The 26,943-nt window shown below is 71.6% G+C and carries 22 protein-coding genes and 3 tRNA genes; 12 read left to right on the forward strand and 13 right to left on the reverse strand.

The window, feature by feature from the left end; translation table 11 throughout:
- Positions 1-73 precede the first annotated feature (73 nt).
- The gene (gene pulA, locus V6N00_RS07215) at positions 74-3,427 is read left to right on the forward strand and encodes a pullulanase-type alpha-1,6-glucosidase (protein WP_334231400.1); all 3,354 of its coding nucleotides are present in this window, start codon (positions 74-76) and stop codon (positions 3,425-3,427) included.
- A gap of 103 nt (positions 3,428-3,530) precedes the next feature.
- Here pulA and V6N00_RS07220 read toward each other — a convergent pair.
- The 3 genes from V6N00_RS07220 to V6N00_RS07230 all read right to left on the reverse strand — a co-directional run bounded on the left by V6N00_RS07220 (position 3,531) and on the right by V6N00_RS07230 (position 3,911).
- Positions 3,531-3,606, reverse strand: a tRNA-Phe gene (locus V6N00_RS07220).
- A gap of 83 nt (positions 3,607-3,689) precedes the next feature.
- Positions 3,690-3,763, reverse strand: a tRNA-Asp gene (locus tag V6N00_RS07225).
- 72 nt (positions 3,764-3,835) lie between these two features.
- Positions 3,836-3,911, reverse strand: a tRNA-Glu gene (locus V6N00_RS07230).
- Positions 3,912-4,051: 140 nt separating this feature from the next.
- On the opposite strand from V6N00_RS07230, the gene V6N00_RS07235 reads away from it, so the two are divergent.
- The 5 genes from V6N00_RS07235 to V6N00_RS07255 all read left to right on the forward strand — a co-directional run bounded on the left by V6N00_RS07235 (position 4,052) and on the right by V6N00_RS07255 (position 9,033).
- Positions 4,052-4,396: a metallopeptidase family protein gene (locus V6N00_RS07235; protein WP_334231642.1), complete on the forward strand. Its 345-nt coding sequence runs from the start codon at positions 4,052-4,054 to the stop codon at positions 4,394-4,396.
- 253 nt (positions 4,397-4,649) lie between these two features.
- A complete protein-coding gene (locus V6N00_RS07240) occupies positions 4,650-6,341 on the forward strand; it encodes a C40 family peptidase (protein ID WP_334231401.1) in 1,692 nt (563 codons plus the stop codon).
- Positions 6,342-6,407: 66 nt separating this feature from the next.
- Positions 6,408-7,100, forward strand: a complete 693-nt coding sequence (locus V6N00_RS07245) for a TetR/AcrR family transcriptional regulator (protein ID WP_334231402.1) — start codon at positions 6,408-6,410, stop codon at positions 7,098-7,100.
- Positions 7,097-8,197 (forward strand): ABC transporter ATP-binding protein, encoded by a 1,101-nt coding sequence (locus V6N00_RS07250; RefSeq protein WP_334231403.1) that lies wholly within the window; start codon positions 7,097-7,099, stop codon positions 8,195-8,197. The genes V6N00_RS07245 and V6N00_RS07250 overlap by 4 nt, the downstream gene beginning before the upstream one ends.
- Positions 8,194-9,033, forward strand: a complete 840-nt coding sequence (locus V6N00_RS07255; protein ID WP_334231404.1) for an ABC transporter permease subunit — start codon at positions 8,194-8,196, stop codon at positions 9,031-9,033. The genes V6N00_RS07250 and V6N00_RS07255 overlap by 4 nt, the downstream gene beginning before the upstream one ends.
- Before the next feature lie 728 nt (positions 9,034-9,761).
- On the opposite strand, the gene V6N00_RS07260 is transcribed toward V6N00_RS07255, so the two are convergent.
- Positions 9,762-10,736, reverse strand: a complete 975-nt coding sequence (locus V6N00_RS07260) for a universal stress protein (RefSeq protein ID WP_334231405.1) — start codon at positions 10,734-10,736, stop codon at positions 9,762-9,764.
- A gap of 164 nt (positions 10,737-10,900) precedes the next feature.
- On the opposite strand from V6N00_RS07260, the gene V6N00_RS07265 reads away from it, so the two are divergent.
- On the forward strand, positions 10,901-12,394 hold the full coding sequence (locus V6N00_RS07265) for an NCS2 family permease (RefSeq protein WP_334231406.1): 1,494 nt from the start codon (positions 10,901-10,903) through the stop codon (positions 12,392-12,394).
- An 88-nt stretch (positions 12,395-12,482) separates the two neighbouring features.
- Here V6N00_RS07265 and V6N00_RS07270 read toward each other — a convergent pair whose 3' ends face one another.
- From V6N00_RS07270 to V6N00_RS07285, 4 genes are read right to left on the reverse strand one after another with little or no spacing between them, the layout of a single operon-like run.
- Positions 12,483-13,112 carry a CoA transferase subunit B gene (locus tag V6N00_RS07270; protein ID WP_334231407.1) on the reverse strand — a complete coding sequence of 210 codons (630 nt, stop codon included), beginning with the start codon at positions 13,110-13,112 and terminating at the stop codon, positions 12,483-12,485.
- A gap of 1 nt (position 13,113) precedes the next feature.
- On the reverse strand, positions 13,114-13,908 hold the full coding sequence (locus tag V6N00_RS07275; RefSeq protein WP_334231643.1) for a CoA transferase subunit A: 795 nt from the start codon (positions 13,906-13,908) through the stop codon (positions 13,114-13,116).
- Positions 13,909-13,955: 47 nt separating this feature from the next.
- Positions 13,956-14,750, reverse strand: a complete 795-nt coding sequence (locus tag V6N00_RS07280; RefSeq protein WP_334231408.1) for a 3-hydroxybutyrate dehydrogenase — start codon at positions 14,748-14,750, stop codon at positions 13,956-13,958.
- Entirely contained in the window at positions 14,747-16,138 is a 1,392-nt protein-coding gene (locus tag V6N00_RS07285; protein ID WP_334231409.1) for an MFS transporter, read from the reverse strand. Before V6N00_RS07285 ends, V6N00_RS07280 begins: the two co-directional genes overlap by 4 nt.
- A gap of 176 nt (positions 16,139-16,314) precedes the next feature.
- Here V6N00_RS07285 and V6N00_RS07290 point away from each other — a divergent pair, with 176 nt between their 5' ends.
- The 3 genes from V6N00_RS07290 to V6N00_RS07300 all read left to right on the forward strand — a co-directional run bounded on the left by V6N00_RS07290 (position 16,315) and on the right by V6N00_RS07300 (position 17,938).
- Complete coding sequence (locus V6N00_RS07290; protein ID WP_334231410.1) at positions 16,315-17,229, forward strand: LysR family transcriptional regulator; 915 nt, start codon at positions 16,315-16,317, stop codon at positions 17,227-17,229.
- 92 nt (positions 17,230-17,321) lie between these two features.
- A complete protein-coding gene (locus tag V6N00_RS07295) occupies positions 17,322-17,564 on the forward strand; it encodes a hypothetical protein (RefSeq protein ID WP_334231411.1) in 243 nt (80 codons plus the stop codon).
- Positions 17,561-17,938: a type II toxin-antitoxin system VapC family toxin gene (locus V6N00_RS07300; RefSeq protein ID WP_334231412.1), complete on the forward strand. Its 378-nt coding sequence runs from the start codon at positions 17,561-17,563 to the stop codon at positions 17,936-17,938. The genes V6N00_RS07295 and V6N00_RS07300 overlap by 4 nt, the downstream gene beginning before the upstream one ends.
- 42 nt (positions 17,939-17,980) lie before the next feature.
- Here V6N00_RS07300 and V6N00_RS07305 read toward each other — a convergent pair whose 3' ends face one another.
- On the reverse strand, positions 17,981-18,856 hold the full coding sequence (locus V6N00_RS07305) for a spermidine synthase (RefSeq protein ID WP_416385045.1): 876 nt from the start codon (positions 18,854-18,856) through the stop codon (positions 17,981-17,983).
- Positions 18,857-18,890: 34 nt separating this feature from the next.
- Positions 18,891-19,229: a thiamine-binding protein gene (locus tag V6N00_RS07310; protein WP_334231414.1), complete on the reverse strand. Its 339-nt coding sequence runs from the start codon at positions 19,227-19,229 to the stop codon at positions 18,891-18,893.
- Between the two features lie 140 nt (positions 19,230-19,369).
- Here V6N00_RS07310 and pta point away from each other — a divergent pair, with 140 nt between their 5' ends.
- Both pta and V6N00_RS07320 read left to right on the forward strand, forming a co-directional pair.
- On the forward strand, positions 19,370-21,466 hold the full coding sequence (pta, locus tag V6N00_RS07315; RefSeq protein ID WP_334231415.1) for a phosphate acetyltransferase: 2,097 nt from the start codon (positions 19,370-19,372) through the stop codon (positions 21,464-21,466).
- A gap of 44 nt (positions 21,467-21,510) precedes the next feature.
- Positions 21,511-22,668 carry an acetate/propionate family kinase gene (locus V6N00_RS07320; protein WP_334231416.1) on the forward strand — a complete coding sequence of 386 codons (1,158 nt, stop codon included), beginning with the start codon at positions 21,511-21,513 and terminating at the stop codon, positions 22,666-22,668.
- Between the two features lie 39 nt (positions 22,669-22,707).
- Here the strand turns inward: V6N00_RS07320 and V6N00_RS07325 are convergent, their stop codons facing one another.
- From V6N00_RS07325 to V6N00_RS07335, 3 genes are all read right to left on the reverse strand, one after another.
- Entirely contained in the window at positions 22,708-24,624 is a 1,917-nt protein-coding gene (locus tag V6N00_RS07325) for a glycoside hydrolase family 15 protein (RefSeq protein ID WP_334231417.1), read from the reverse strand.
- A gap of 4 nt (positions 24,625-24,628) precedes the next feature.
- Positions 24,629-25,558, reverse strand: a complete 930-nt coding sequence (locus V6N00_RS07330) for a glycerophosphodiester phosphodiesterase (RefSeq protein WP_334231418.1) — start codon at positions 25,556-25,558, stop codon at positions 24,629-24,631.
- 72 nt (positions 25,559-25,630) lie between these two features.
- Entirely contained in the window at positions 25,631-26,770 is a 1,140-nt protein-coding gene (locus V6N00_RS07335; protein ID WP_334231419.1) for a DUF4383 domain-containing protein, read from the reverse strand.
- Positions 26,771-26,943 lie beyond the last annotated feature (173 nt).

A 26,943-nucleotide genomic window follows, 5' to 3' on the forward strand; every position in this document is an offset into this window, starting at 1 on the left:
CACGTCCTGTAACTGTTTGCTACGGTCCATCTGCAGGCCAGGCGAGGGCGCATGGCCGTAGACGGAGGCAGCAATGCGACGAAGCACGGCCCATTTCCTTCTGACGATCCTCACCACCGCGGCTCTGGTCCTGCCGAGCGCGACGGTGGCCGGGGCCGCGACGACCGAACCCGACGCGGTCTCGGTGCCCGGCTCGTTCGGCTCCGAAGCCGGTTGCGCGGCCGACTGGTCCGCGGACTGCGACCAGGTGCAGCTGCACCGGCGCGCCGACGGCGACTGGTCGACGACGCTGACGCTGCCCGCCGGCAGCTACGAGTACAAGGTCGCGATCGACAAGAGCTGGAACGAGAACTACGGCGCCGGCGGCGCGGCCGGCGGAGCGAACATCACGCTGACCGTTCCGGCCGACCACACCACCGTCACCTTCGCCTACGACCCGGTGACGCACTACGCGAGCACCGACGCGGACCACCCCATCGCGGTCGCGGTGGGCGACTTCCAGAGCGAGCTCGGCTGCTCCTCGGACTGGGCGCCGGACTGCCTGAAATCCTGGCTGACCGACCCGGACGGCGACGGGATCGCGACGTTCACGACGTCGGCGATCCCGGCGGGCGACTGGCAGGTCAAGACCGCCACGAACCTGAGCTGGGACGTCAACTACGGCAAGGACGGCGTCGCCTCCGGGGAGAACATCCCCTTCACGGTCGCGAAGACCGGCGACAGGACCACCTTCAGCTACAACGAGGGCACGCACGTGCTCTCCGTCCTTGCCGGGAACGGCCTGCCGTCGGTGCGCAAGCTCGGTGGCTACTGGCTCTCCCGTGACACGATCGCGTGGAAGCCGTCCACCGACGCGGCGATCGCGTCCTACGCCCTGTACGCGGCACCCGACGGCGGCCTCACGCCCACGCCGACCGGCATCGACGGCGGCACGAGGTTCCCCCTGACCGCGGATCCCGCGGGCCTCCCGACCTCGCTCAAGACGACGTTCCCCGCCCAGGCGGGCCTGCCGGCCCTGCACCTCGACGCCACCACCGCCGCGAAGGCCGGGGACCTGCTCACCGGCCAGGTCGCCGTCGCCGCGTTCGACGCCGACGGCAGGCTCGTCGACGCGACCGGGTTGCAGACGCCGGGCGTCCTCGACGACATCGACGCCGGCGCCGCGCACCGCGTGCTCGGCCCGACGTTCACCGGCGCCACGCCTTCGCTCGCGCTCTGGGCGCCGACCGCCCAGCAGGTGTCCGTGAAGCTCTACGACTCGGCGACCGCGACCGACCCCTCCTCGACCGTCCCCCTCACCCGCGGGGCGGACGGCGTGTGGACGGCCACCGGCACCCCCGCCTGGACCGGGAATTTCTACCAGTACGACGTGCAGGTGTACGTGCCGGAGACCGCCCGCGTCGAACACAACCTCGTCACCGACCCCTACAGCGTCGCGCTGTCGCAGAACTCGACCCGCAGCCTGCTGGCCGACCTGAACTCCCCCGCGCTGAAGCCGGCCGGGTGGAACACGCTGCGCAAACCCCGCATCGGCGCGCCGGTCGACCAGACGATCAGCGAACTGCACGTCCGCGACTTCTCCGTCGGCGACCCGACCGTGCCGGCCGGCGACCGCGGCACCTACGCCGCGTTCGGCGACACCAGCAGCAACGCCGTCAAGCACCTGAAGTCCCTCGCACGGGCCGGCATGACGACGGTGCACCTGCTGCCGGCGGCGGACTTCGCCTCCAGCTCGGTCGACGAGGACAAGTCGACCTGGCAGTCCCCGAACTGCGACCTCCCCTCGTACCCGCCCGCCTCGGACCAGCAGCAGGCGTGCGTCACCGCGACCGCGGACAAGGACGGCTACAACTGGGGCTACGACCCGCAGCACTACACCGTGCCCGAGGGCTCCTACGCGACCGACCCGCAGGGCGCGGCCCGCACCCGCGAGTTCCGCGGCATGGTCTCGAACCTGAACCGTGACGGCCTGCGGGTCGTGATGGACGTGGTCTACAACCACACGTCCGACTCGGGCCAGGCCGGCACCAACGACCTCGACCGCATCGTGCCCGGCTACTACCACCGGCTCGACGCGACCGGCAAGGTCACCACGTCCACCTGCTGCAGCGACACGGCCAGCGAGCACACGATGATGGGCAAGCTCCTCGTCGACTCCGTGCTCACCTGGGCGAAGCAGTACAAGGTCGACGGGTTCCGGTTCGACCTGATGTCCTTCACCCCGAAGCAGGTCATCGTCGATCTCCGCAAGCAGCTCGACGCCCTCACGCCGAGCAAGGACGGCGTCGACGGCAAGTCCATCTATCTGTACGGCGAGGGCTGGAACTTCGGCACCGTCGCCGACAACGCGCTGTTCACCCAGGCGAGCCAGGCCAACATGGGCGGCACCGGCGTCGGCACGTTCAACGACCGGATCCGTGACGCGGTTCGCGGCGGGAAGTTCGACGACGTCGACCCCCGCCGCCAGGGTTGGGCCTCGGGGCTCTACACGGACCCGAACGGCGACGCCGTCAACGGATCCGTGTCCGACCAGCTCGCCGCGCTCGGCAACGCCGAGGACCTGATCAAGGTCGGCCTGACCGGCAACCTCGCGGACTACCGCTTCACCGCCGCGAACGGGAAGACCGTCACGGGGTCGCAGGTCGACTACAACGGCGCGCCCGCCGGCTACACCGCCGAACCTCAGGAGGCCGTCAACTACGTCGACGCGCACGACAACGAGACGCTGTACGACTTCCTGACCTACAAGCTGCCGCAGTCGACCTCGATGGCGGACCGCATCCGGATGCAGACCCTCGCCCTCTCCACGACGGCCCTCTCGCAGGGCGTGTCGTTCTGGCAGGCGGGCACCGAGGCGCTGCGCAGCAAGTCGTTCGACGGCAACAGCTACAACTCCGGCGACTGGTTCAACGCCCTCGACCCGAGCCTGAGCACCAACGGGTTCGGCAAGGGCCTGCCGCCGGCCGCGTCGAACCAGGCGCGCTGGCCGTACGCGAAGCCGCTGCTCGAGGACGCGAAGCTCAAGCCGACCGCCGCGGACCTGGCGACCGCCGAGTCGGCGTCCGAGGCGCTGCTGACCATCCGGAAGACCAGCCCCCTGCTGCACCTGGGCTCCGCGGCGCTGATCCAGCAGAAGGTGTCCTTCCCGAACAGCGGCGCGAGCGCCACCCCCGGCGTGATCGTCGAGCGGATCGACGACACCGTCGGACCGAACGTCGACCGGGCGCGAAAGGGCCAGGTGATCGTGTTCAACGCCGGGACCACCGCCACCACACAGACGGTCCCTGCTATGAAGAACGCGCGGGTGATCCTCAACCCGGTGCAGTTGCTCAGCAAGGACAAGGTCGTCAAGACGGCGCGCTTCGACCGTCGCACCGGCACCTTCACGGTCCCGGCCCGCACGGTCGCGGTCTTCGACCAGTTCTGAGCGTGAGGTGGCGGTCTGCGGGCCGCCACCTCACCGTCCGACCCTCCGGCCGATCGGGCCGGGGACGACAGAAGCCCCCGGGAGAACCCGGGGGCTTCTTCGATGGTGGCTCCGACCGGCGTCGATCCGGTGACCTTTCGATTTTCAGTCGAACGCTCTACCAACTGAGCTACAGAGCCCGGCACCGCTCCGGCGAACCGAGGGCGATATGCCGCGACGACTCCGGAGGAACGATTCTCATCGTTGACCGAAGCCGCCTGAGCGACCCTGACGGGACTTGAACCCGCGACCTCCGCCGTGACAGGGCGGCGCGCTAACCAACTGCGCTACAGGGCCTTGGTGTGTACCCACCAGGACAGGACCATCATCCTACCCCAGCGAGTGAGTCCGGAGTTCCGCAGACCTCCGTGGTACCCCCAACGGGATTCGAACCCGTGTCGCCGCCGTGAAAGGGCGGTGTCCTAGGCCACTAGACGATGGGGGCCCGGGAACGTCACGGATCCTGCGCGAGGAGAGACTCCCCGTCGGCGAGGCATCCCGTTGTGGACCTCCATCAGCATAGGGGACGGCGGCGGTTCCGCCAAAACGACCGCCGCGGGGTGGTGCCGTCACAATGGCAGGGTGATGGAGCTGTCCGAGGACGACTTCGACCTGGCGGTGCGGGTGGCCCTGCAGCAGATCCCGGCCGACTTGCGCGCCGCCATGTCCAACGTCGCCGTCTTCGTGGCCGAGGAGCCCGAGGAACCGGGCCTGCTCGGGCTCTACGAGGGCACCCCGCTGACGGAGCGGGACAGCTGGTGGGACGCCGGTTCGCTGCCGGACCGCATCACCGTCTACCGGCGCCCCATCCTCGACCTGGCGACGACGCCGGAGGAGGTGGTCGCCGAGATCCGCACCACCGTGGTGCACGAGGTCGCGCATCATTTCGGCGTCGACGACGACCGCCTCGACGAACTCGGCTGGGGCTGACCACCCCTCGTCACCACACCGACGTCGCGACACGCCGTGTGACCTGCGCGGCAAATGACACACATGTTGTTTATGTTATTGGTGGGAAAACTGTTGCCAAAGTGATATCTGGCCTTTAGTGTCACTGCTGGTGTCGACCAGCAGGACGTCCTCCGCTGCGCGATCGAGCTCTTCGATGCAGCGGACCGGGACCCCACATGTCGCGGAACGTCCGCCGGCCGGCACCCCGATGTCACCGGCACCGAGGACCCCCATGACCGTCGCAGCACCCCGCCCCACCGCCCCACGACGCGCCGTCGCTCTGACCCGCGTCGTCGCCGGTGTCTCCGTCGGGCTGCTGCTGGCGACCGCCGGCATCGCTCCGGCCACCGCGCAGGAGACCCCGCGGCCCGTCGTTCCCGCCGCCGGCACCGTCACGGCCACCGGCACGCTGCCGACCGCCGCCGACATCGCTCGCGCGAAGGGGAACGTGGCGGCCACCGCCGCCGAGGTCCGCCGCATCGAAGGGCAGCTGGACGTCGCCCAGGCCGACGCCGCGCGGGCCATGGTGACCGCACTGCAGGCAGCGGACCAGTACACGACCGCGCTGCAGATCAGCCAGGACCGCCGCCGGGCCGCGGACGCCGCGACCGCCGCCGCGGACGCGGCCGACGCCTCCCTGCAGTCCGCGCGGGTCGACGCCGGCCGACTGGCGAGCACGATGTACCGCACGGCGGGCATCAGCCCGACCGCCGCCGGCCTGTTCGCCGGACGCGGGTCCGACGCCGACCTCGAGCGCGCCGCGACCGCTGCCGTCCTGGCGGAGCGCCGCACCCGCACGATCGAGACGGCCACGCGCGCCGCCCGATCGGCCGCATCGCTGCGGGCGGACGCGCAGGCAGCCCAGCAGGCGGCCAACGACGCCTCCTCCGCCGCCGACGCGGCCCGGAACGGAGCAGCGTCGGCCGCGGCGACCCAGCAGGACCAGGCCGCCGCGCGGGCGCAGCAGCGCACCGTCATGATCGCCCAGCTGGCCCAGCTGCGGAACACCTCCGTCGCCCTCGAGCGCACGCGGGTGGCCGGCCTGGAGCGAGCCCGTCAGCAGGCGGCCCTGGCCGCGGCCGTCGCCGCCTCCCGGGCGAAGCAGGCCCCGGCCGCTCCGGCACCGGCCACCACGACGGCTCCCGCGGCGTCACCGTCACCGTCCCCGGAGACGGCGGCGCCGGTGGAAGCTGCGCCGGCCGCACCCGCCCCCACGACCACACCGGCGACGACGGCTGCCGCGGCACCGCACGTCCAGCCCGCCGCCGTCCCGACGGCCGATCAACCCACGACCGCGCCCGCGAAACCGGCACCCGCACCGGCGCCGAAGCCCGCCGACCCGGCGCCCGTTCCGTCGCCGAACCCCGAGCCGGCAGACCCAGCGCCGACGGACCCCGCGCCGGCTCCGGTCGTCACCCCAGCACCGGCACCGGCACCCGCGCCTGCTCCGGCACCCGCGCCTGCTCCGGCGCCCATCCCCGCACCGGCGCCGGCTCCCGCTCCGGCGCCCTCCCCCGACCCGGCGCCAGCACCGGCACCGGTCGCCGGAGCGTCCTCGGACGCGATCGGCGTCATGGTTCAGTACGCCCTGTCCAAGGTCGGCGGCCCGTACGTCTGGGGTGGCAACGGCCCCGTGGCCTTCGACTGCTCGGGCCTTGTGCAGCAGGCCTTCCGGGCGGCCGGCATCGACGTCCCCCGCGGCGGCACCGATCAGTTCTGGGCGGCGCCCACCCGCGTCCCGCTCGCCCAGGCCCGGTACGGCGATCTGCTCGTGTTCGGCAGCGGCCCCGGTTTCTACCACATCGCCATCTACCTCGGGAACAACAAGGTCGTCCACGCGCTCAACCCCACGCAGGGCATCATGGTCAACGACCTGAGCGAGCTGGTCGGCATGGTCCCCTACGGCTTCGTCGCCCGGTACTGACGCGCTCCGACGGGCCTGCCAGTCCGGCGCTTGCCCCGACCTGAACGCCTGTTTAATCTGGTGAACATGCGTTCAGCTCGCGACGCCGACGCGACCGACGACGGTGACCTCACCACCCGGGCTCGGCTGCGGGACGCCGCCGTGGTGCGGTTCGCGCGCGACGGATTCCACCGCACGACGGTGCGCGCGATCGCGGCCGACGCCGGCGTCAGTCCCGCCCTGCTCATCCATCACTTCGGCAGCAAGGACGACCTGCGCCTCGCGTGCGACGAACACGTCCTCGGCTGGTTCGTCGCCCAGGCGCGGGCGGAGGCGACGACGGAGGGCATCCGCACCGTCATCACCGCGTTCTTCGCCGATCCGGACCGGTACCGCGTCCCGATGGACTACATGGCCCGGGCCATCGTCGAGGGGACGGCCACCGGCGCGCACTTCGTCGACACGATGATCGACGAGACCGAGCACTACGTGCTGGCCGGCATGGCCGGCGGGACCATCCAGCCGGTGGCCGATCCCCGCGCCATGGCCGTCTTCATCGCGTCCGGCAGCCTGGGGATGCTGCTCGCACCGGACCATCTGGCCCGGAACCTTGGACTGGAGGGCCGCAACCCGGAGGTCATGCGGCGGGTGGCCGGGCCGGCCCTGCAGCTGTACACGACGGGTCTCTACACCGACGACACCGTGCAACGGGTGGCCGAGGAGTCGCTCACCGCCCACGCCGAAGACGCCGGATCGGGAGGGAAGGAGACCGGATCATGAACGGACGTCACTCGGCCACGGCGGCACCGCCGGCGGACCGCGGCACGCCGAACGCCGTCGAGGCGGTCGGGCTGACCAAACGGTTCGGCCGGCACGAGGCCCTCCGCGAGGTCGACTTCGCCGTCCCGGCCGGCAGCGTGTACGGGCTCATCGGCCCGAACGGCGCGGGCAAGACGACCACCATGCGGATCCTGCTCGACATCATCCGGCCCACGTCCGGACGCACGAGCGTCGCCGGGGAAGACAGCCGGACGGGCGGCCCCGACCTGCGCCGGCGCATCGGGTACCTGCCCGGCGAGCTGACCCTGCAGGGCCGGATCAGCGGACGCCGCCTCCTCGCCCACTACGCCGCCGTCTCCGGCACGGTCCCCCGTGGCCGGATCGAGGAGCTCGCCGAACGACTGCGCCTGGACCTGGACCGGCCCGTCCGCAAGCTCTCCAAGGGCAACAAGCAGAAGCTCGGACTGATTCAGGCCTTCATGCACGACCCCGAGGTGCTGATCCTGGACGAGCCGACCAGCGGCCTCGACCCGCTGATCCAGCGCGAGTTCCTCGCCATGGTGCGGCAGGTCCGTGACGAGGGGCGCACCGTGCTGCTCTCCTCCCACGTCATCAGCGAGATCCAGGAGGCCGCGGACGCGGTCGTCATCCTGCGCGACGGCACCGTGGTGGAGGTCGCGGGGGTCGAGGCGCTGCGCAGGTCGGCGGTGCGCCGGGTGCGGCTGCAGGTGCAGGCCGTCGACGGTGTGGTCCTGGAGGCGGGCCTGGCCGACGCCGGGCTGACCGCCGTGGTGCTGCATCCCCACGACGGCGTCGTCGACGTCGACGCAGAGGCCGGCGGCCCGGTGCGGCCGCTGCTCCGCGCGCTGGCGAACCTGCCCGTCGACGATCTCGTGCTGGAGGAGCCGGATCTGCAGGACGCCGTGCTGCGGCTCTACGGCCCGCAGGACGACGCGGGCACCGGCACGGCCGACAAGAGGCCCGACGAGAGGCCCGACGGGAGCGTCGCCGCGCCGTCCGCCGCCGCGACCACCGGAGCCTCGGCGTCCGACGCGCGGATCGCACCCGACCGCGATCGACAGGAGGCGGGACGATGACCACCGGAGTGAGCCGGGTGGGCCGGAGCGCCACCGGGCGACGGGCGCTGCCGCTGTTCGCCGTGGCCATGGAGAGCACCTGGCGGTCCCTGGTGGGCTGGTGCGTCGGGCTGACCGCTACCCTGTGCCTCTACCTGCCGCTGTTCCCCTCGATCGGCGGCGGCCAGCAGATGCAGCAGCTGATCTCCTCCCTGCCCCGCGAACTGGTTCGCACCCTGAACTACGACCAGATCGGCACCGGCCCCGGCTACGCCCAGTCCACCTTCTTCGGGCTCATGGGCTTCGTCCTGACGACGATCGCGGTGATCACTTGGGGCGCGGCCGCGGTGGGCGGCGACGAGGAGTCCGGGCAGCTCGAGCTGACGCTGGCACACGGGGTCACCCGCTCCCAGGTGGTGCTCGAGCGGTTCGCGGCCCTCGTGGTCCGCGTCGTCGTCATGGTGCTCGTCGTGTTCGTCGTCGTGCTGGCCCTGAACGAGCCGTCCCAGCTGGGCCTGGACACCGGTCACCTGGCCGGGATGTGCCTCGAGTTCGGGCTGTTGACCCTGCTGACCGGCAGTGTGGCACTCGCGGCGGGGGCCGTGACGGGACGCCGCGTCTGGGGCATCGGGGCCGGCACCGCCGTCGCCGTCCTCGGCTACGTCTTCAACGCCCTGGGCAACCAGTCCGAGGATCTGCAGGGCCTGCACGCGTTCTCCCCGTACCACGCCGTCTTCGGGCCGAACCCGCTGACCGCGGGCGCGGACGGCGGCGTCGTGCTCGCCTTCGTGGTGGCGATCGCCGTCATCGTCGCGCTCGCGGTCGGGATCTTCTCCCGCCGGGACGTCGGGCGGTAGCCCGCCGGATATCCAGGGCGGTAGCCCGCCGGATATCCAGGGCGGTAGCCCGCCGGATATCCAGGGCGGTAGCCCGCCGGATATCCAGGGCGGTAGCCCGCCGGATATCCAGGGCGGTAGCCCGCCGGATATCCAGGGCGGTAGCCCGCCGGATATCCAGGGCGGTAGCCCGCCGGATATCCAGGGCGGTAGCCCGCCGGATATCCAGGGCGGTAGCCCGCCGGATATCCAGGGCGGTAGCCCGCCGGATATCCAGGGCGGTAGCCCGCCGGATATCCAGGGCGGTAGCCCGCCGGATATCCAGGGCGGTAGCCCGCCGGATATCCAGGGCGGTAGCCCGCCGGATATCCAGGGCGGTAGCCCGCCGGATATCCAGGGCGGTAGCCCGCCGGATATCCAGGGCGGTAGCCCGCCGGATATCCAGGGCGGTAGCCCGCCGGATATCCAGGGCGGTAGCCCGCCGGATATCCAGGGCGGTAGCCCGCCGGATATCCAGGGCGGTAGCCCGCCGGATATCCAGGGCGGTAGCCCGCCGGATATCCAGGGCGGTAGCCCGCCGGATATCCAGGGCGGTAGCCCGCCGGATATCCAGGGCGGTAGCCCGCCGGATATCCAGGGCGGTAGCCCGCCGGATATCCAGGGCGGTAGCCCGCCGGATATCCAGGGCGGTAGCCCGCCGGATATCCAGGGCGGTAGCCCGCCGGATGTCCCGGGCGGTAGTCCCCGCGCTACTCCGCCATCGGGCCGAACGAGGGGCGGTCCGCCAGACGCGGGTCCTCCCGATCCGGCACCACCATGACGGGGCCGCGGGCGTGCGCCTGCACACCCCGGCTGGTCGACCCGAGCAGCATGCCGGCGAAACCGCCGCGCCCCCGCGTGCCGAGGACCACGAGCCGCGCCGACGCGGACGCCTCGACGACGACGTCGACCGGAACGCCGTCGAGGATGTCGTAGGAGATGTCCACGTCAGGGAAGTGGTGGGCGAGCCAGCGACTGCCGGCCACCATCTGCTCGTCGATGTCGTGGCGCATGCCGTCCCGGTCCAGCGGGGCGGGCACCCAGGCCATCGACGCCGTGATCGGCGGCAGCGCACACAGCAGGCGCAGCGGCAGGCCGGAGCGCCGGGCCTCTTCGGCCGCGACGACGACGGCCATGCGCGCGTGCTCGGACCCGTCGACGGCGGCGACGACGACGTCCTCGACCCGGTCCGCGCGCTTGGCGGGCGGCGGGACGGTGACGATGGGGCAGTGGGCGTGCGCGGGCAGGGCGCCGCTGACCGAGCCGAGCAGCCGGCCGACGAAGCCGCCGCGCCCGCGAGAGCCGACGACGACGAGCTGCGCCTGCTCGGACCACCCGAGCAGCACCCCGGCGGCGTCACCGGACTCGACCGACGCCTCGACCGCCAGTCCGCTCGTGTCCACGCCCTGCAGGGCGGCCTTCACCACCGCCTGGGCGCCGTCACGGATGATTCTGTCGTCGATCGTGGCGTAGCCGCCGTCCATCCCGGACGCGGCGAAGATCGGCACGCTGTACGCCGTCAGGGCGACCAGCGGGGCCTGACGGGTCCGGGCCTCCTCCACGGCCCACCGGAGGGCGGTGAGGCTGTGGTCGGAGCCGTCGACGCCGACCACCACGGGCAGCGGCTCGGACGGGCCGGATCCGGTGGTGGGACCGGGGGTCCCGGTTCGGGGCTGATCGGTCATGGCATCCTCGCTCGGGTCGATCGGCGGTGGTGCTCGTGGTCCGAGAGTACCGCCGCAAGTGATTCGACTGAGGTGTTGGTCACGGTGAGCGACCACGACGGTCCGCGGGCGTGATCGAACGGTTACGATTCTCGTGCACTCGGCACGGGCGGAGGACTTCATCCATGAGCGGACATTCACCGGCACCGGCCGGTACCGGCGCGACCACGGCGACGCGACCCCACGGTCGCCTCGATCGCTACTTCCAGATCACCGAACGCGGGTCGACCGTGGCCCGCGAGGTGCGCGGCGGTCTGGCCACCTTCTTCGCGATGAGCTACATCGTCGTGCTCAACCCCCTCATCCTGGCGGGCGCCGACTCGGCCGGGCACACGCTGGGCATCCCGCGCGTCGCCGCCGTCACGGCCCTGGTGGCCGGCATCATGACGCTCGCCATGGGCCTGTGGGCCCGCTACCCGTTCGCGATCGCGACGGGCCTGGGGGTCAACGCGCTGGTCTCCATCACCGTCGCCACCCACCCGGGGATGACGTGGCCGGACATGATGGGCCTCGTGGTCCTCGCCGGCCTCGCGATGCTGGTCCTCGTCGCCACCGGCTTCCGGGAGGCGGTCTTCCGGGCCGTACCCGAAGGGCTGAAGACGGCGATCGTCGTCGGCATCGGCCTCTTCATCGCCCTCATCGGCCTGGTCAACGCCGGCTTCGTCCGCCGCGTGCCGGACGCCGCGGGCACCACCGTCCCGGTCGGTCTCGGCTTCGACGGCAAGCTCGTCGGCTGGCCGACCCTCGTCTTCCTCTTCGGGCTGGCCCTGACCATCGCCCTGGTCGTGCGCAAGGTGCGCGGCGCGATCCTCATCGGGATCATCGCCTCCACCGTGCTCGCCAACATCCTCGAGGCGATCTTCCACATCGGGCCCACGTTCCTCGGCCCGGACACCCCGCCGAACCAGCAGGGCTGGTCCCTCGTCGTCCCCTCGATGCCGGCCTGGTCCGCCCCGGACCTCAGCCTGATCGGCAACGTCAGCCTCTTCGGCTCGTTCGCGCACCTCGGTGGGGTCTCGGCGCTCCTGCTCGCGTTCGTGATCCTGCTCAGCATCTTCTTCGACGCGATGGGCACCATGGTGGGCCTGGGCAACGAGGCCGGCCTGACCGACGAGAACGGCAACCTGCCCCGCGTGAACCGCGTGCTCATGGTCGACGCGCTCGGCGCGGTCGCCGGCGGTGGCGCCTCGGTGTCGTCCAACCAGATCTACGTCGAGTCCGGCGCCGGCATCGGTGAGGGCGCCCGCACCGGGTTCGCCAACGTCGTCACCGGCGTCCTGTTCCTGATCGCCATGTTCCTGACGCCGCTGATCTACCTCGTGCCGTTCGAGGCGGTGGCCCCGGCGCTCGTCGTCGTCGGCTTCATGATGGCCTCGCAGGTGGGCCGCATCGACTGGACGGACATCGGCATCGCGCTGCCCGCGTTCCTGACGTTCGCCCTGATGCCGTTCACCTACTCGATCGCCAACGGCCTCGGCGCCGGCTTCGTGACGTTCACCCTCATCCGGCTCGTGCAGCGACGCGGCCGCGAGGTGCACCCGCTGATGTACGTGGTGGCGGGCGCGTTCGTCCTGTTCTTCGCCGTCGGCGCGATTCAGCAGGCGCTCGGCGTCCACTGATCCACCCGGCCGCGCATGCGGCCAGCACAACGCAGCAGGTCCCGGTCCCCTCGTGGGGACCGGGACCTGCTTGGTTCATGCAGCTGGATCAGACGGCGACGGGCGCGCCCGTCCTGTCCTGGATCTCCTGCACGGTGACGCCCGGAGCCAGCTCGACGAGGGCCAGCCCGTTGTCGGTGACGTCGAGGACCCCGAGGTCGGTGATGATCCGGTTGACGACCTTCGCTCCGGTCAGGGGCAGGTCGCACTCGGCCAGGATCTTCGGGGAGCCGTCCTTGGCGCAGTGGTCCATCAGGACGATGCGGTGCCTGGCGCCGTGGACCAGGTCCATCGCGCCGCCCATGCCCTTGACCATCTTCCCGGGGATCATCCAGTTGGCCAGGTCACCGGCGACGGAGACCTGCATGCCGCCGAGGATGGCGACGTCGATCTTGCCGCCGCGGATCATCCCGAAGCTGGTCGCGGAGTCGAAGAACGAGGCGCCCGGCAGGGTCGTCACCGTCTCCTTGCCCGCGTTGATCAGGTCCGGGTCGACGGCGTCCTCGGTCGGGTACGGCCCGACGCCGAGGATGCCGTTCTCGGACTGGAACATGATGAACCGGCCCTCGGGGATGTAGTTCGGCACCAGCGTCGGCAGCCCGATGCCGAGGTTGACGAACGCGCCGTCGGGCAGCTCCTCGGCCGCCCGGGCGGCCATCTGCTCACGGGTCCAGGCCATCTCAGTTCCCTCCCTCGCGCGCGGCAGTGCCTGCGGCATTGACAGCGGCAGTGACTGTGCGCTTCTCGATCGGCTTGTCGATGTCGGTGCCGACCGGCAGGATCCGGTGCACGTAGACACCCGGCAGGTGGATCTCGTCGGGGTCCAGCTCGCCGGGCTCGACGACCTCCTCGGCCTGGACGATGCAGACCTTGCCGGACATCGCCGCGAGCGGGTTGAAGTTCCGCGCCGCCTTGTTGAACACGAGGTTGCCGTAGACGTCCGCCTTGAGGGCGTGCACGAGGGCGAAGTCGGCGACGATGGCCTCCTCGAGGACGAACTCGGTGGTGTTGCCGCCGTGGTCGAACTCCCGCACCTCCTTCTTCGGGGAGGCGACGGCGATGCCGCCGTCGGCGTCGTACTTCCGGGGCAGGCCGCCCTCGGCGATCTGCGTGCCGACGCCGGCCTGGGTGAAGAAGGCCGCGATGCCCGAGCCACCGGCCCGCAGCTTCTCCGCCAGCGTGCCCTGGGGCATGAGCTCGACCTCGAGCTCACCGGAGAGGAACTGGCGGGCGAACTCCTTGTTCTCCCCCACGTAGGAGGAGAACATCTTCCGGATCCGGCGGGCCATCAGCAGCACCCCGAGCCCGGACTCGTCCACGCCGCAGTTGTTCGACGCGATCGCCAGGTCGGTGGCACCGGAGGCGAGGACGCCGTCGATGAGGATCTGCGGCACGCCGCACAGCCCGAAGCCGCCGACGGCGAGCAGGGCGCCGTCGCCGATGCCGGCCACGGCCTCCTCGACCGTGGCGACCACCTTGCTGCCCGGCCGCTGGGTGAGCGGACCGCTCTCTCGACCGACCGTCACCGTGCGCTCCATCCGCCGTCCATCGTGTACGAGGCCCCCGTGACCATCCCCGCGTGCTCGGAGACCAGCCACAGCGCCAACGATGCCACCTCGTCCGGCTCGACGAGCCGCTTGATGCTGCTCTCCGTGAGCATGATCTTCTCGACCACCTCGCTCTCGGGGATGCCGTGCACCGACGCCTGGTCGGCGATCTGGTGCTGCACGAGCGGGGTGTTGACGTACGCGGGGTTGATGCAGTTGCTCGTCACCCCGTGCGGCCCGCCCTCGAGCGCGGTGGTCTTCGACAGGCCCTCGAGCCCGTGCTTGGCCGTCACGTAGGCGCTCTTGTACGCCGACGCGCGCAGCCCGTGCACCGAGGAGATGTTCACGATCCGGCCCCAGCCCCGCGCATACATGTGCGGCAGGACCGAGCGGATCAGCATGAACGGGGACTCGAGCATCAGGGTGATGATGCGGTGGAAGTCCGCCGGGTCGAACTCCTCGATCGGGCTGACCCGCTGGATGCCGGCGTTGTTGACGAGGATGTCGATCCCGTCCACGGGCGCCTGCGTGATCGCGTCCAGATCGGCCAGGTCGACGGTCCAGGGCGTGCCGCCGATCTGGTCGGCGACCTCCCGGGCTCCGGCGTCGTCCCGGTCGGCCGCGACGACGTGGGCGCCCTGGCCGGCCAGGGCGCGGGCGATGGCGGCCCCGATCCCGCTCGCGGCGCCGGTGACCAGGGCGGTGCGCCCGGTCAGGTCGGCCGCCGCGGCGGGGGCGGGGGTGGTGCTCAGGTGGTTCTCGGTGCTCACACGGTTCCCTTCTCGGCCAGCAGGCGCTCCCGGTCCGCGTCGTCGACGTCGTGCAGGGAGATGCCCTTCGTCTCCTTGATCCACGCTACTGCGGCGAGGGTGATGACGCAGGCGATCGCCAGATAGATCGCGATCGGCACCGAGGAGTGGAAGTCCTTGAGCAGAGACGCGCCGATGGTCGGGGCCAGCGAGCCGGCGATCACCGAGGTCACCTGGTAGCCGAGCGAGACACCGGAGTAGCGCATCCGGGTCGGGAACATCTCGGCCATGATGGCCGGCTGCCCCGCGTACATCAGGCCGTGGAACAGCAGGCCGATGACGATGGCCGCGAGGATGACGAAGGTGCTGCGGGTGTCGAACATCGGGAAGGCGAAGAAGCCCCACGTGGCGGACAGGACGGCGCCGACGGCGTAGACCGGGCGGCGGCCGATGCGGTCGCTCAGCCCACCCCAGAGCGGGACGGTGAGGAAGTGGATGGCGTGGGCGATGAACATCAGGCCGAGGATCTCGGCGGTGTTGACCTTCAGCTGCGTCAGGTAGAAGAGGGAGAACGTGACCACCAGGTAGTACATGATGTTCTCGGCCAGCCGCAGGCCCATGGCGCCGAAGACGCCCTTGGGGTAGCGGCGGAACACCTCGGCGACGCCGTAGGACTGGGCCTTCGACTCCTCGACCTCGTTCTGGACCTGGCGGAAGATCGGGGCGTCGGTGATCCGGGTGCGGATGTAGTAGCCGATGATGACGATCACGGCCGACAGCCAGAACGCGACGCGCCAGCCCCAACCGAGGAACTGCGCGCTGGTCAGCGTCGTGGAGAGGATCCACAGGACGAGGGTGGCGACGAGGTTGCCGCCGGGCACGGCGGCCTGCGGCCACGCGGCCCAGAAGCCGCGGCGCCGGTTCGGCGCGTGCTCGGCCACGAGCAGGACGGCACCGCCCCACTCGCCGCCGACCGCGAAGCCCTGCAGGAAGCGCAGGACGACGAGCAGGACCGGCGCGGCGTAGCCGATGGTCGCGTAGTCGGGCAGGCAGCCCATCAGGAACGTTGCGACACCGACGAGGATGATGGAGATCTGCAGCAGGTGCTTGCGGCCGAACTTGTCACCGAAGTGGCCGAAGACGATGCCGCCGAGCGGCCGGGCGACGAAGCCGACCGCGTAGGTCAGCATGATCTGGATGAAGCCGTCGATCTCGCTCGTGCCCGGCGGGAAGAACGTCTTGTTGAAGACGAGGGCGGCGGCCGAGGCGTAGAGGAAGAACTCGTACCACTCCACGACGGTGCCGGCCATCGAGGCGGCGACCACACGACGGAGGTCGCGGCGATCCGGGTTGGGGTCGCGCCGGTCGGAACCCCCGGGGGTCTCCGCCACGTTGCTCTGGGTGCTCATGTCTGCTCCTGTCGACGTCGTCCTCGACGCCGGTGCGAGGGTGGCCCGGCCGGATGCGCCGGACCGGGGGCGCCGGTGTGTGATCCACGCCACCAGCTGCCCGAGCAGTGTAGGGAGACCCCGGACCCCTGGGACAATGACCAGCCCGGCAGAGGCCATCTGCAAGAATGCAGATCATGGCCCCTACCCCGGTGAACACGACGACACCGATTGCAGATGATCTCCTCGTTTTCCTCGCCGTCGCACGCTCCGGGACCTACGTGACGGCCGCCGACGACCTGGCCATGAACCACACGACGGTCTCGCGCCGCGTCGCCGCCCTCGAACGGCGGCTCGGCGGGCGGCTGCTCGCCCGCTCGCCGTCGGGGTGGGAGCTGACCGAACTGGGCCGATCCGCGCTCGCGGAGGCCGAGCAGGTCGAGGCCGCGGTCGAGCGGCTGCGCGGGCACCGGGAGGCGCCTGCCCTGAGCGGGGTGATCCGGCTCAGCGCGACCGACGGGTTCAGCGCCCTGATCGTGCCGCCCGCCGTCGCGCGCCTGCGACGCCGTCACCCCGGCATCGCCGTCGAGATCATCACCACCACCCGCCGCGCCCTGCAGCACCGCACGGGCCTCGACCTGGAAGTGGTGGTGGGCAAGCCGGAGGTGCGGCGGGCGGAGGCGCTGTGGCTGGCGGACTACCGACTGGGGCTGTACGCGTCGCGGGCCTGGCTGGACGAGCACGGCACCCCGGCCGCGGTGGCGGAACTGACCGGGGCGCCGCTGATCTACTTCATCGACTCGATGCTCAGCGTGGACCCGCTCGACGCGGCGCCGCGCATCCTGCCCGCGATGCGCGACGCGCTGACGTCGACCAACGTGTTCGTGCACGTCGAGGCGACCCGCGGCGGTGCGGGCCTGGGCCTGCTGCCCTGCTTCATCGCCGACCGGCACGACGACCTCGTTCGGCTCTTCCCGCACGAGGTGTCCGAGACGCTGGGCTACTGGATGGTCAGCCGCCGTGAGGCGCTGCGCCAGCCCACCGTCGCGGCGTTCGTGACGGAGGTGCGCCGGCAGGTCGACCGGATGCGGGGCGCACTGCTGGCAGAGTGAGGCGGTCGCAACGGTGGCTCGTTCACCCCCTCAGCACGATCTACGGTCGGCCGTGGGTGCACCCTGCACCCGCTCTGATCTACGATGACCAGATGCCGAAAGTCATGCACATCCGCGACGTTCCCGACGACGTCCACGACGCCATCGCTCGGGCCGCCCGAGCGGAAGGCCTGTCGCTGACCAGGTACATGCATCGCGAGTTGGAGCATCTCGCCAGGCGTGCGCAGATCGTGCGCGACAACGTCGAGGTCATCCACCGCACTCAGGAACGCGTGCGAGGTCGGACGGACCGCGACACCATCCAGGCCGTACTGCACGAGGGACGCGGCGATTGAAGATTGTCGATGCCGGCGTCGTCGTCGAACTGCTCGCCGGGCGGCTCGACCCGAGGAAGCTGGGCGACGAGGAACTGGCGTGTCCGCATCTGATCGACAGTGAAGTGACCCATGTGCTGCGTGGCCTGATGAGCCGCGGCGCGCTCAGTGAGGAACAGGGGGCTCTCGCGCTGGAGGGTTTCATCGAGCTGACGATGACCAGGTTTCCCACCGACTGGCTCCGCCGGCGGATATGGGAACTGAGGCACAACCTCGGCGGCTACGACGCCACCTACGTCGCTCTGGCAGAACTGACCGGTGCCAGCGCGCTGCTGACCACGGACACCCGACTGGCGCGGGCTCCCGGAACTCGGTGCCGGATCGACCTGGTGTGAACCGGCTGTGACGCTCGCAGACCGGCGAAGTGACGATTCTGGTCAGTCCACCCGCGGCCGGGAACCGGCTGCGAAGCGGCGCACCTGCGCGTCGTCCCACACCTGCGCAGGCACAGCGTCGGTGAGCAGGGTGCGGCGCAGCGCCGCGGACGGCTCGAGCGGGGTGTGAGATCCGGCGAGGATGATGTTGCCCCACCGGCGGCCCTTGAACATCGGCGGATCCGCGATCGCCACGGTGTGCTCGAAGACGGCGGCGATGGTCGCGGCCTCCCCGCGGGCCAGGGCGAGGTCCGGACGGTCCCCGCAGTTGGCGACGTAGACGCCACCGCGACCGGAAGAAGCACTGTCGAGCAGCGCGTCGACCTCCCGGGTGAACTCGATCGTGGTCAGCGGCTCGGGCGTGACGGCGCCCGCGAACACGTCCCGGATGACGACGTCGCGCGTGCCCGGCGTCAGGGACGCGGTGACCTCGCGGGCCTCCCCCACGCGCAGCCGCAGCATGGGCGCCCGGGGCAGGGCGAACCGGTCACGGACCAGGGCTGCGAGCGCCGCGTCGATCTCGACGACCACCTGCCGGCTGGCCGGGTAGACGGCGTTGGCCCAGCGGGCCAGGGAGCATCCGGCGCCACCGAGGTGCAGCAGGCGCAGGGGCGTGTTCCCTTCGGGGTATCGGTCCCGCAGGAGGGCGGCGATCCACCGCATGTACTCGAAGTCGAGCGCGGCGGGGTCGTCCGGCACCCAGTGGGAGGACAGGACGCCGTTGACGAGCAGCTGCCAGGCGCCGTCCCGGTAGGGGTCGGGCACGAGCTCGGCGGTTCCCGTGTCGATCGGGTAGGTCCCGGCCACGGGCCCGGTGTCGGCGGTCCTGTCCTGCGAGCGCTCGGGGTCCTCGTCGTGGCCCCGGCGACGGCGCCCCATCAGCGGTCGGGCCGTGGGGCGGGGGCGGGGCGTCTCACGACGCGGTTCCGCTGCCGAGCAGCCCCTCGACCCGCTCGACCTTGCCGGTGATCTCCCCGGTGTGACCGGGCCGGATGTCGGCCTTGAGCACGAGGGAGACGCGGCTGCCGTAGCGGGCCACGGCCTCCGTCGCGCGCTTGACGACGTCCATCACCTCGTCCCACTCCCCCTCGACCTCGGTGAACATCGAGCTGGTGTGGTTGGGCAGCCCGGACTCCCGGACGATGCGGACGGCCTCTGCGACGGCGGTGTGCACCGACGCGTCCCCCTCCCCGGCGCGCAGCGCGGGATCGGAGGGGGCACCGGCGGGTGAGACGGAGAAGGCGACGATCATGGGGTCCAGTCTGGCACTCCCCGCGAGGCACCCACCGCCCGGAGCCCGGGACCGGCGCGTGACCAGTGGGCGCCCAGCCGCCGCCGAGACCCGCAACGGAGTGGCCTGCCACAATGGGGGCAGTCGAGCGAAGGAGCACCATGGCACGCGGGATCTACGTCAGCGCCATGACCGGCGGCGCCGGCCTCAACCTCGTCTCCCTGGGGCTGGCGGACTCGCTGTACAAGCGGGCCGACCGGATCGGGTTCTTCCGGCCCATCACCCCGGCGGCGAGCCCCGAGGACGACTCGATGGTGGCGCTGATGCGCTCCTCCTTCGGGCTGACCGAGGCCACCGCCCGCGCCGGCATGACGGCGAAGGACGCGCGGTCCCTGCTGATCTCCGGAGAGCGCGACGAGATCGATTCCCGCTCCGTCGCCCTGTTCGGGGAGATCGCCCGCGAGTGCGACATCGTCCTGGTCGAGGGCACCAACCTCTCCGGGCAGGACGCCGCGGTCGAGTTCGACCTGAACAGCCGGCTCGCCAACAACCTCGGCTGCCACGTCATCGGCGTCGTCTCGGGGCGCAACCGGACGGTCGAGGAGGCCGCCGACGCCGTCGACGTCGCCCGCCGCAGCCTCCAGGCGGACAACGTGTCGATCCTCGCGATGCTCGTCAACCGCGTGGAACCGGACGACGTGGACGCCCTGACGGCCACCATCCGGCCCGGCACCACCCGGCGGCCCGTCTACGTCATCCCCGAGATCCCGTCGCTCGGCCTTCCGTCGGTCGTCGAGATGGAGCGGGCGCTGGGGCTGGAGCGGGTCACCGGCCCGACCGGTCCGGCCCGCGACATCGGCGGCGTCAAGGTCGCCTCGATGGAGGGCGGCAACTTCCTCAGCGTGCTCCACGACGGCGACCTCGTCATCGTCTCCGGCGACCGGTCCGACGCCATCCTCGCCGCCACCGCCTCGGCGATGACCCCGCAGTTCCCCGTCCCCTCCGCCATGGTCCTGACCAACGGCCTGACCCCGAACCCGCTGGTCACCCAGCTGCTCACCCATGCCGCGTTCCCCGTCTTCCTCTCGAACGCCGACACGTTCACGACCACGCGGCAGGTGGTCGCGGTACAGGGCGACCTCTCCTCCGGCCAGCCCCGGAAGGTCGCGGCCGCGCTCGGCGCGTGGCACCGGCAGGTCGACGGCTCCGAGCTGCTGGCCCGCCTCGACCTGCCCCGACCGGAGAAGATGACGCCGCTGCGGTTCCTGCACGGGCTGATCGAACGGGCCCGGTCGCAACGCCGGCACATCGTGCTGCCCGAGGGCACCGACCCGCGCATCCTGCACGCCGCGGAGATCCTGCACCGGCGCGACGTGTGCGACCTGACGCTGCTCGGGCCCGCGACCGAGGTGCGCGACGTCGCCGCCCGCGAGGGCGTGGACCTGACCGGTTTGACGATCATCGACCCCGCCACCAGCGACCTGCGGGAGAGGTTCGCCGAGGAGTACGCGCGGTTGCGCGCCCACAAGGGCGTCGATGCGGCCCGGGCCCGCGAGGTGATGCTCGACGGCTCGTACTTCGGCACCATGATGGTGCAGCTCGGCGAGGTGGACGGCATGGTCTCCGGCGCCGCGCACACGACGGCGAACACCATCCGGCCGGCCCTCGAGTTCGTCAAGACCCGGCCCGACGTGCGGATCGTCTCCAGCGTGTTCTTCATGCTGCTGGCCGACCGGGTGCTCGTGTACGGGGACTGCGCGGTCAACCCGGAGCCGGACGAGGAGCAGCTCGCCGACATCGCCCTGGCCTCGGCGCAGACGGCCGCCCAGTTCGGGGTGGACCCGAAGGTCGCGATGCTCTCCTACTCGACCGGCGTCTCCGGGTCCGGCGGCGCCGTCGACCAGGTGCGCCGGGCCACGGACCTCGTCCGCGAGCGCCGGCCCAACCTGGCCGTCGAGGGGCCGATCCAGTACGACGCCGCCGTCAACGCCTCCGTCGCGGCCTCGAAACTGCCCGGCTCGTCCGTGGCCGGCCAGGCCACGGTGTTCATCTTCCCGGACCTGAACACCGGCAACAACACGTACAAGGCGGTGCAGCAGTCCTCCGGGGCGGTCGCCGTCGGGCCCGTGCTGCAGGGCCTGCGCAAACCGGTCAACGACCTCTCCCGCGGCTGCACCGTCGAGGACATCGTCAACACCGTGGCGATCACCGCGATCCAGGGGCAGACGGACACCGCCGGGACCGGTACCGGGTCCTGACCGCCGCCGCTCCGCCTCCTGACCCGAACGAAAGGTCCGCCCCGATGCTCGTGCTCGTCCTGAACTCCGGGTCCTCGTCCATCAAGTACCAGGTGCGGGAGGTGCCCGACGGCGCCTCCGTCGACGGCTCCCCAGACACCGGCGAGGTCATCACCTCCGGCCTGATCGAACGGATCGGCCAGGCCGAGGTGCCCGACCACCAGCGGGCCCTCGACCTGCTGACGCACCGGCTCGACGACGAGCTCGGCGGCCGGACGCTCGACGCCGTCGGGCACCGCGTGGTCCACGGCGGGGAACGGTTCTCCGGGCCGGTACGGATCACCAACGAGATCACCCGCGCGATCGAGCGGCTCTCCCCGCTCGCGCCGCTGCACAACCCCGCCGCGGTGCTCGGCATCCGCGCCATCAGCCACTCGCTGCCGGACCTGCCGCAGGTCGCCGTCTTCGACACGGCGTTCCACCGCACCCTGCCCGAGCACGCCTGGCGGTACGCGCTGCCGGACTCGCTCTACACCGAGCACGGGGTGCGACGGTACGGCTTCCACGGCACCAGCCACGACCTCGTCACCGGCGAGGCCGCCGCGTTCCTCGGCATCGAGCGCTCCTCGTTCGCCGCGGTGATCGCGCACCTGGGCAACGGCGCCTCCGTGACAGCGATCAAGGACGGCGTCAGCGTCGACACGTCCATGGGCTACACCCCGTTGGAGGGCCTCGTGATGGGCACCCGGTCCGGCGACGTCGACCCCTCGGTGATCACGCAGCTGATCGTGCGCGGCACCTACACGGCCGAGCAGATGGACCGGCTGCTGAACAAGGAGTCCGGGCTCAAGGGCCTCGCCGGTGAGTCGGACATGCGGGCCGTCGCCGAGGCCGCAGAGGACGGCGACCGGTACGCGGAGCTCGCGCTGGACGTGGCGAGCTACCGGCTGGCCAAGTACGTCGGCGCCTACCACGTGGCGGTCGGCGGGACGCAGGCCGTCGTCTTCACCGCCGGGATCGGCGAGAACGCGGCCGGCTTCCGGGCGCGCGTCGTCGATCGCCTCGGGGCGCTGGGGATCACGCTCGACGCGGCGGCCAACGAGGCCCGGTCCCGGGACGCCCGGCGCATCAGCGGCGAGGACTCGGCCATCCCCGTGCTCGTCGTCCCGACCGACGAGGAGCGGGCGATCGCGGAGGCGACGGCGGCGCTCGTCCGGATCTGACGCGGGCGGCACCGCCCCCGTCAGGCGCGCGTCAGGTCCTCACGACGCTGGAGCGGTCGGCGCCACCGCCGGCGTGGACATCCGGTGCCGGTGCCCGCGGCCGCGGTTCGGGTCGTACCCGCCGAGCGCGTCCGAGGCCCGGATCAGGGCCAGGTGGGAGAAGGCCTGCGGGAAGTTGCCGACCATCCGCCCGGTCTGCGGGTCGAACTCCTCCGAGAAGAGCAGCAGGTCGTTGCCGCAGGCGATCACCGTGTCCATGAGGGCGACGGCGTCGTCGTGCCGGAAGGTCATGGCATACTGCTCGACCAGCCAGAACGAGCACGCGAGGAACGGGTTCTCCCCGGGCGTCAGGCCGTCGTCCGAGTGCTCGGTGCGGTAGCGCAGCACCAGCCCGTTCGGCTCGCGCAGCTCCTTCTCGATGCGCGCCACGGTGCCGAGCATCCGCGGGTCGTGGTAGCCGATGAAGCCGACCTGCGGCAGCTGGAGCAGGGAGGCGTCCACCTCCGTGCCGTCGTAGGTCTGGACGAAGGAGTTGCTGGCCTCGTCGAACCCGTGAGTCATGATCTCGTCGTGCAGCTGGTCGCGCAGCTCCATCCACCGGTCGACCGGCCCGTCCATGCCGTGCTCGTGGACGGCCCGGACGCCCTGGTCGAAGGCCGCCCACATCATGGCGCGGGAGTGGGTGAAGTAGTGATCGTCGCCGCGCATCTCCCAGAGGCCCTGGTCCTTGCGGTCGAGGTTGCGCTCGGCGAACCGGAGCAGCTCGCGCTGCAGCGACCAGGAGAACTCGTCCTCGGCGACCCCGACGCCCCGGAGCTTGCCGAGGGCGACCATCACCTCGCCCACGACGTCGGCCTGGTACTGGTCGACGGCGCCGTTACCGATCCGCACGGGCGTGGAGCCGGCGTACCCGGCCAGGTGCGGCAGCTCCCGCTCGGCCAGGTCCCGTTCCCCTGCGACGCCGTAGACGATCTGCAGGTCGGCGATGTTCCCGGCGACGGCGCGCAGCAGCCAGTTCCGCCAGTGCAGGGCCTCGTCCGCGTACCCGTGGTCGAGCATCGACTCCAGCGTCAGGGCGGCATCCCGCAGCCAGCAGAACCGGTAGTCCCAGTTGCGGGCGCCGCCGAGCTGCTCGGGCAGCGAGGTGGTCGCGGCGGCGACGATGCCGCCCGTGGCCTCGTGGGTCAGGGCGCGCAGCACGAGCAGGGAGCGGCGCACCCAGGGGTTGAGCTCGCCCTCGCTGGTGCACCGGTCGGTCCAGCGTTCCCAGTAGGAGATCGTGTGGGCGAGCGCGGCGTCGACGTCGATCCGGTCGGGTACGGGCTTGTGGGAGCGGAACCAGGTGAAGACGAGGTCCGCCTGGCGTCGACGGCCCGCTCTGTCGACGGTGCCGTCGACCGTCGCGCCGGCAGCTCCCTCGGCCGTGACCCGGACGGTGCCGCGGTGGTGGTGGTCCGAGCCGGTGGGCAGGTCCGGCTGCCGCAGCACGATCGCCTCGGGTCCGCCCATCGCCACGAGGGTGGGCGTGCCGTCGGGGTCCTCGACCCGCCGCACCCACGGCACGGTGCGGCCGTAGCCGAACCGGATGACCAGGTCCTCGGTGAACTCGACGGTGCCGTCCAGCGCCTCGATGCGCCGCACGACGTCGGCGCGGGACGCCCCGTCCTTCTCCGGCTCGCCCACGGGCATGAAGTCGGTGACCCGCGCCGTCCCCGTCGTCGTCTCCCACACGGTCTCGAGCACGAAGGTGCCGGGCAGGTAGCGCCGTTCCTTGACGGTGCCGTCGACGGCACGCAGGGACCAGCGGCTGCGGTGAGGATCGCCGAGCAGCGAGGAGAACAGCGACGGCGAGTCGAACCGGGGGAAGCTCAGCCAGTCGATGCTGCCGTGCCGGGAGATCAGCAGACCCGAGTGCAGGTCGGAGAGGAACGCGTAGTCGCGGATCGGCGTGGACATGGGTTCAGGCTCCCGTGGGGATCGCGGTGTCCGGCTGCGCGGTCCGCAGCCAGGTGCGCAGTTCGCCGGGCCGGTTGCTGGTCAGCTCCTGCACGCCCCGGTCCAGGCAGTACTGCGCGTCCTCGGCGTCGTCGACCGTCCACACCCGCAGCACGGCGCCGGACGCGACCCAGCGTTCGATGCGGCGCGGGTGCCGTCGCACGTACGCGACGCCCGGTCCCACCAGGCCCACGCGCTGGTTGTTGATCACGACGTTCGCCTCGGAGAAGATCCGCCGCAGGTACCGCGTGACGATCGCCCGCATCACGGGGCCGAGGAGTTCCTTGGTGCGCAGGTCGTGGATGGACACCTCGTCGATCAGCTGGCACACGTGGTCGCTGGTGACGGTGGCCAGCAGGTAGTTGACCGCCTCGGCGGAGAAGCTCATGAACGAGACGCTGATGTTGCCCAGCCGGCACGTCTCCGGGTCCAGGCCACGCCGCATCAACACGGTCAGGACGATCTCCTCCAGCTTGCGGCCGGCGGGGCTGGGGTGCTTGAGCTCGATGGCGAGCCCGACGGGGCGGCCGCAGGCGAGCAACAGGTCGAGAAGGTCGTCGAGCGTGAGCAGCTGCTCCGAGCGGGCGCCGAACCGGGTGGGGATCGCCGCGCCCTTCCACGAGCTCACGTCGAGCCGGCGCATGGCCGCGAGAGTGAGGTCCGCGACGTCGCCGGTGCCGTCGGACGTGCGGTCCAGGGTGTCGTCGTGCCAGAGCACGGGCTGCCCGTCGCGGGTCAGGTGGATGTCGCACTCGACGCCGTCGGCGCCGTCCTCGAGGGCCTGCAGGTAGGCCGCCCGGGTGTGCTCCGCCCAGCGGGCGCTGGATCCGCGGTGGGCGTAGACGGCCGGGCGCGGAGCGGTCGCTCCGGGCTGCTGGCTGCGCGCGTCGCTCACAGCGCCGACTCTAGCGGGCAGGCCTGCGCGGACGCTGGAGGCAGCGTCCGCGCAGGTTCGTGCGCGACCCGGTCAGCCGACGATCTCGCGGCTGACGGTGCGGCGGCGGCCCACGATCAGGCCGAGGAGCACCATGACGACGCCGAGGCCCAGGTGCAGCCAGTTGTCGGCGTCGTTGACGGGGACGACGTTCAGGGCGTCCATGTGGCCGAACAACAGGCCGAGGACCCAGAGGACCAGGTAGATGATGCCGCCGCCGATGAGGAAGGTGCGGGCGGCACCGGCCGTGCGGGACATCAGCAGGCCCACGACGCCGAACGCGAGGTGGACGACGTTGTGCAGCACGGAGACCTGGAAGATCCCGAGCAGCAGGGCGCCCGAGCTGTGGCCGGCGATGGTCAGCTGGTCGACGTGGCTGGTGATGCCGGGGATGAACCCGAGCACGCCGACGACGAGGAAGACGATGGCGATGACGGCCGCGACCGTGCGGGCGATGCCGCGGCTCGCGCGGGTGCGCTCCTTGACGATGCGCTCCGTGGTGCCCGCACGGCGTCGGGCGGCTTCCTCGGACCGGGTCTCGGCGGCGTCGACCCGGTTCTCGGCGGCGTCGCGCCGGTCGGCACGGGCGTCGGCCCGGGTCTCGGCGTCGTCGACCCGGTTCTCGGCGGCGTCACGCCGGTCGGCACGGGTCTCGGCCCGATCGACGGCGTCGTCGCGCCGCTCGGCGCGGTTCTCCGCTCGGTTCTCTGCGGCCGCCGGGGTCGTCGCCGCGGCACCGGTCGCGGCGTTGCGTCCGCCGTCGTCGTAGCCGGTGTCCCGGGTGTCCCGGATGCGGCCGTCGTCGTAACCGCCGTCACGGGTATCCCGGACGCGGCCGTCGCCGTAGCCGCCGTCACGGGTATCCCGGACGCGGCCGTCGTCGTAGCCGCCGTCACGGGTGTCCCGGACGCGGCCGTCGTCGTGCCCGGTGTCGCGAGCGCCACGGCCGAAACCGTCGCCGTACGTGTCGGACCCGGTGTCCCGGACGCGGCCGTCGGTCGTGCCGTCGTCCCACGAGGTACCGGCCGTGCGGGCACGGTCGTCGTCGACGTACGACTCCCCGTCCGGACCGTTGTTCGCGGCGTGGCGGGGACCGTCGGCGTTCTCCGCGTCGGTGCGACGCGGATCGTCCGGGTTGTCCCCGAGCGGGTTGGGGCGATTGACGCTGCTCATGTCGTCTCCTCCGTCGGACCGCACCCTCGGGGCACGGTCGGTGATCGATGCTTCAGGTCGATGGCGAACGGAACGGGTGGGCCAGGCGCTGGCGGCACACCGGCCACCGCTGGCGGCACACCGGCCACCGCTGGCGGCGGTGTCGGCACGATGCTACTCGTCAGCGCGTCGGC

Source organism: Tersicoccus mangrovi (assembly GCF_036881825.1).
GTDB lineage: Bacteria > Actinomycetota > Actinomycetes > Actinomycetales > Micrococcaceae > Tersicoccus > Tersicoccus mangrovi.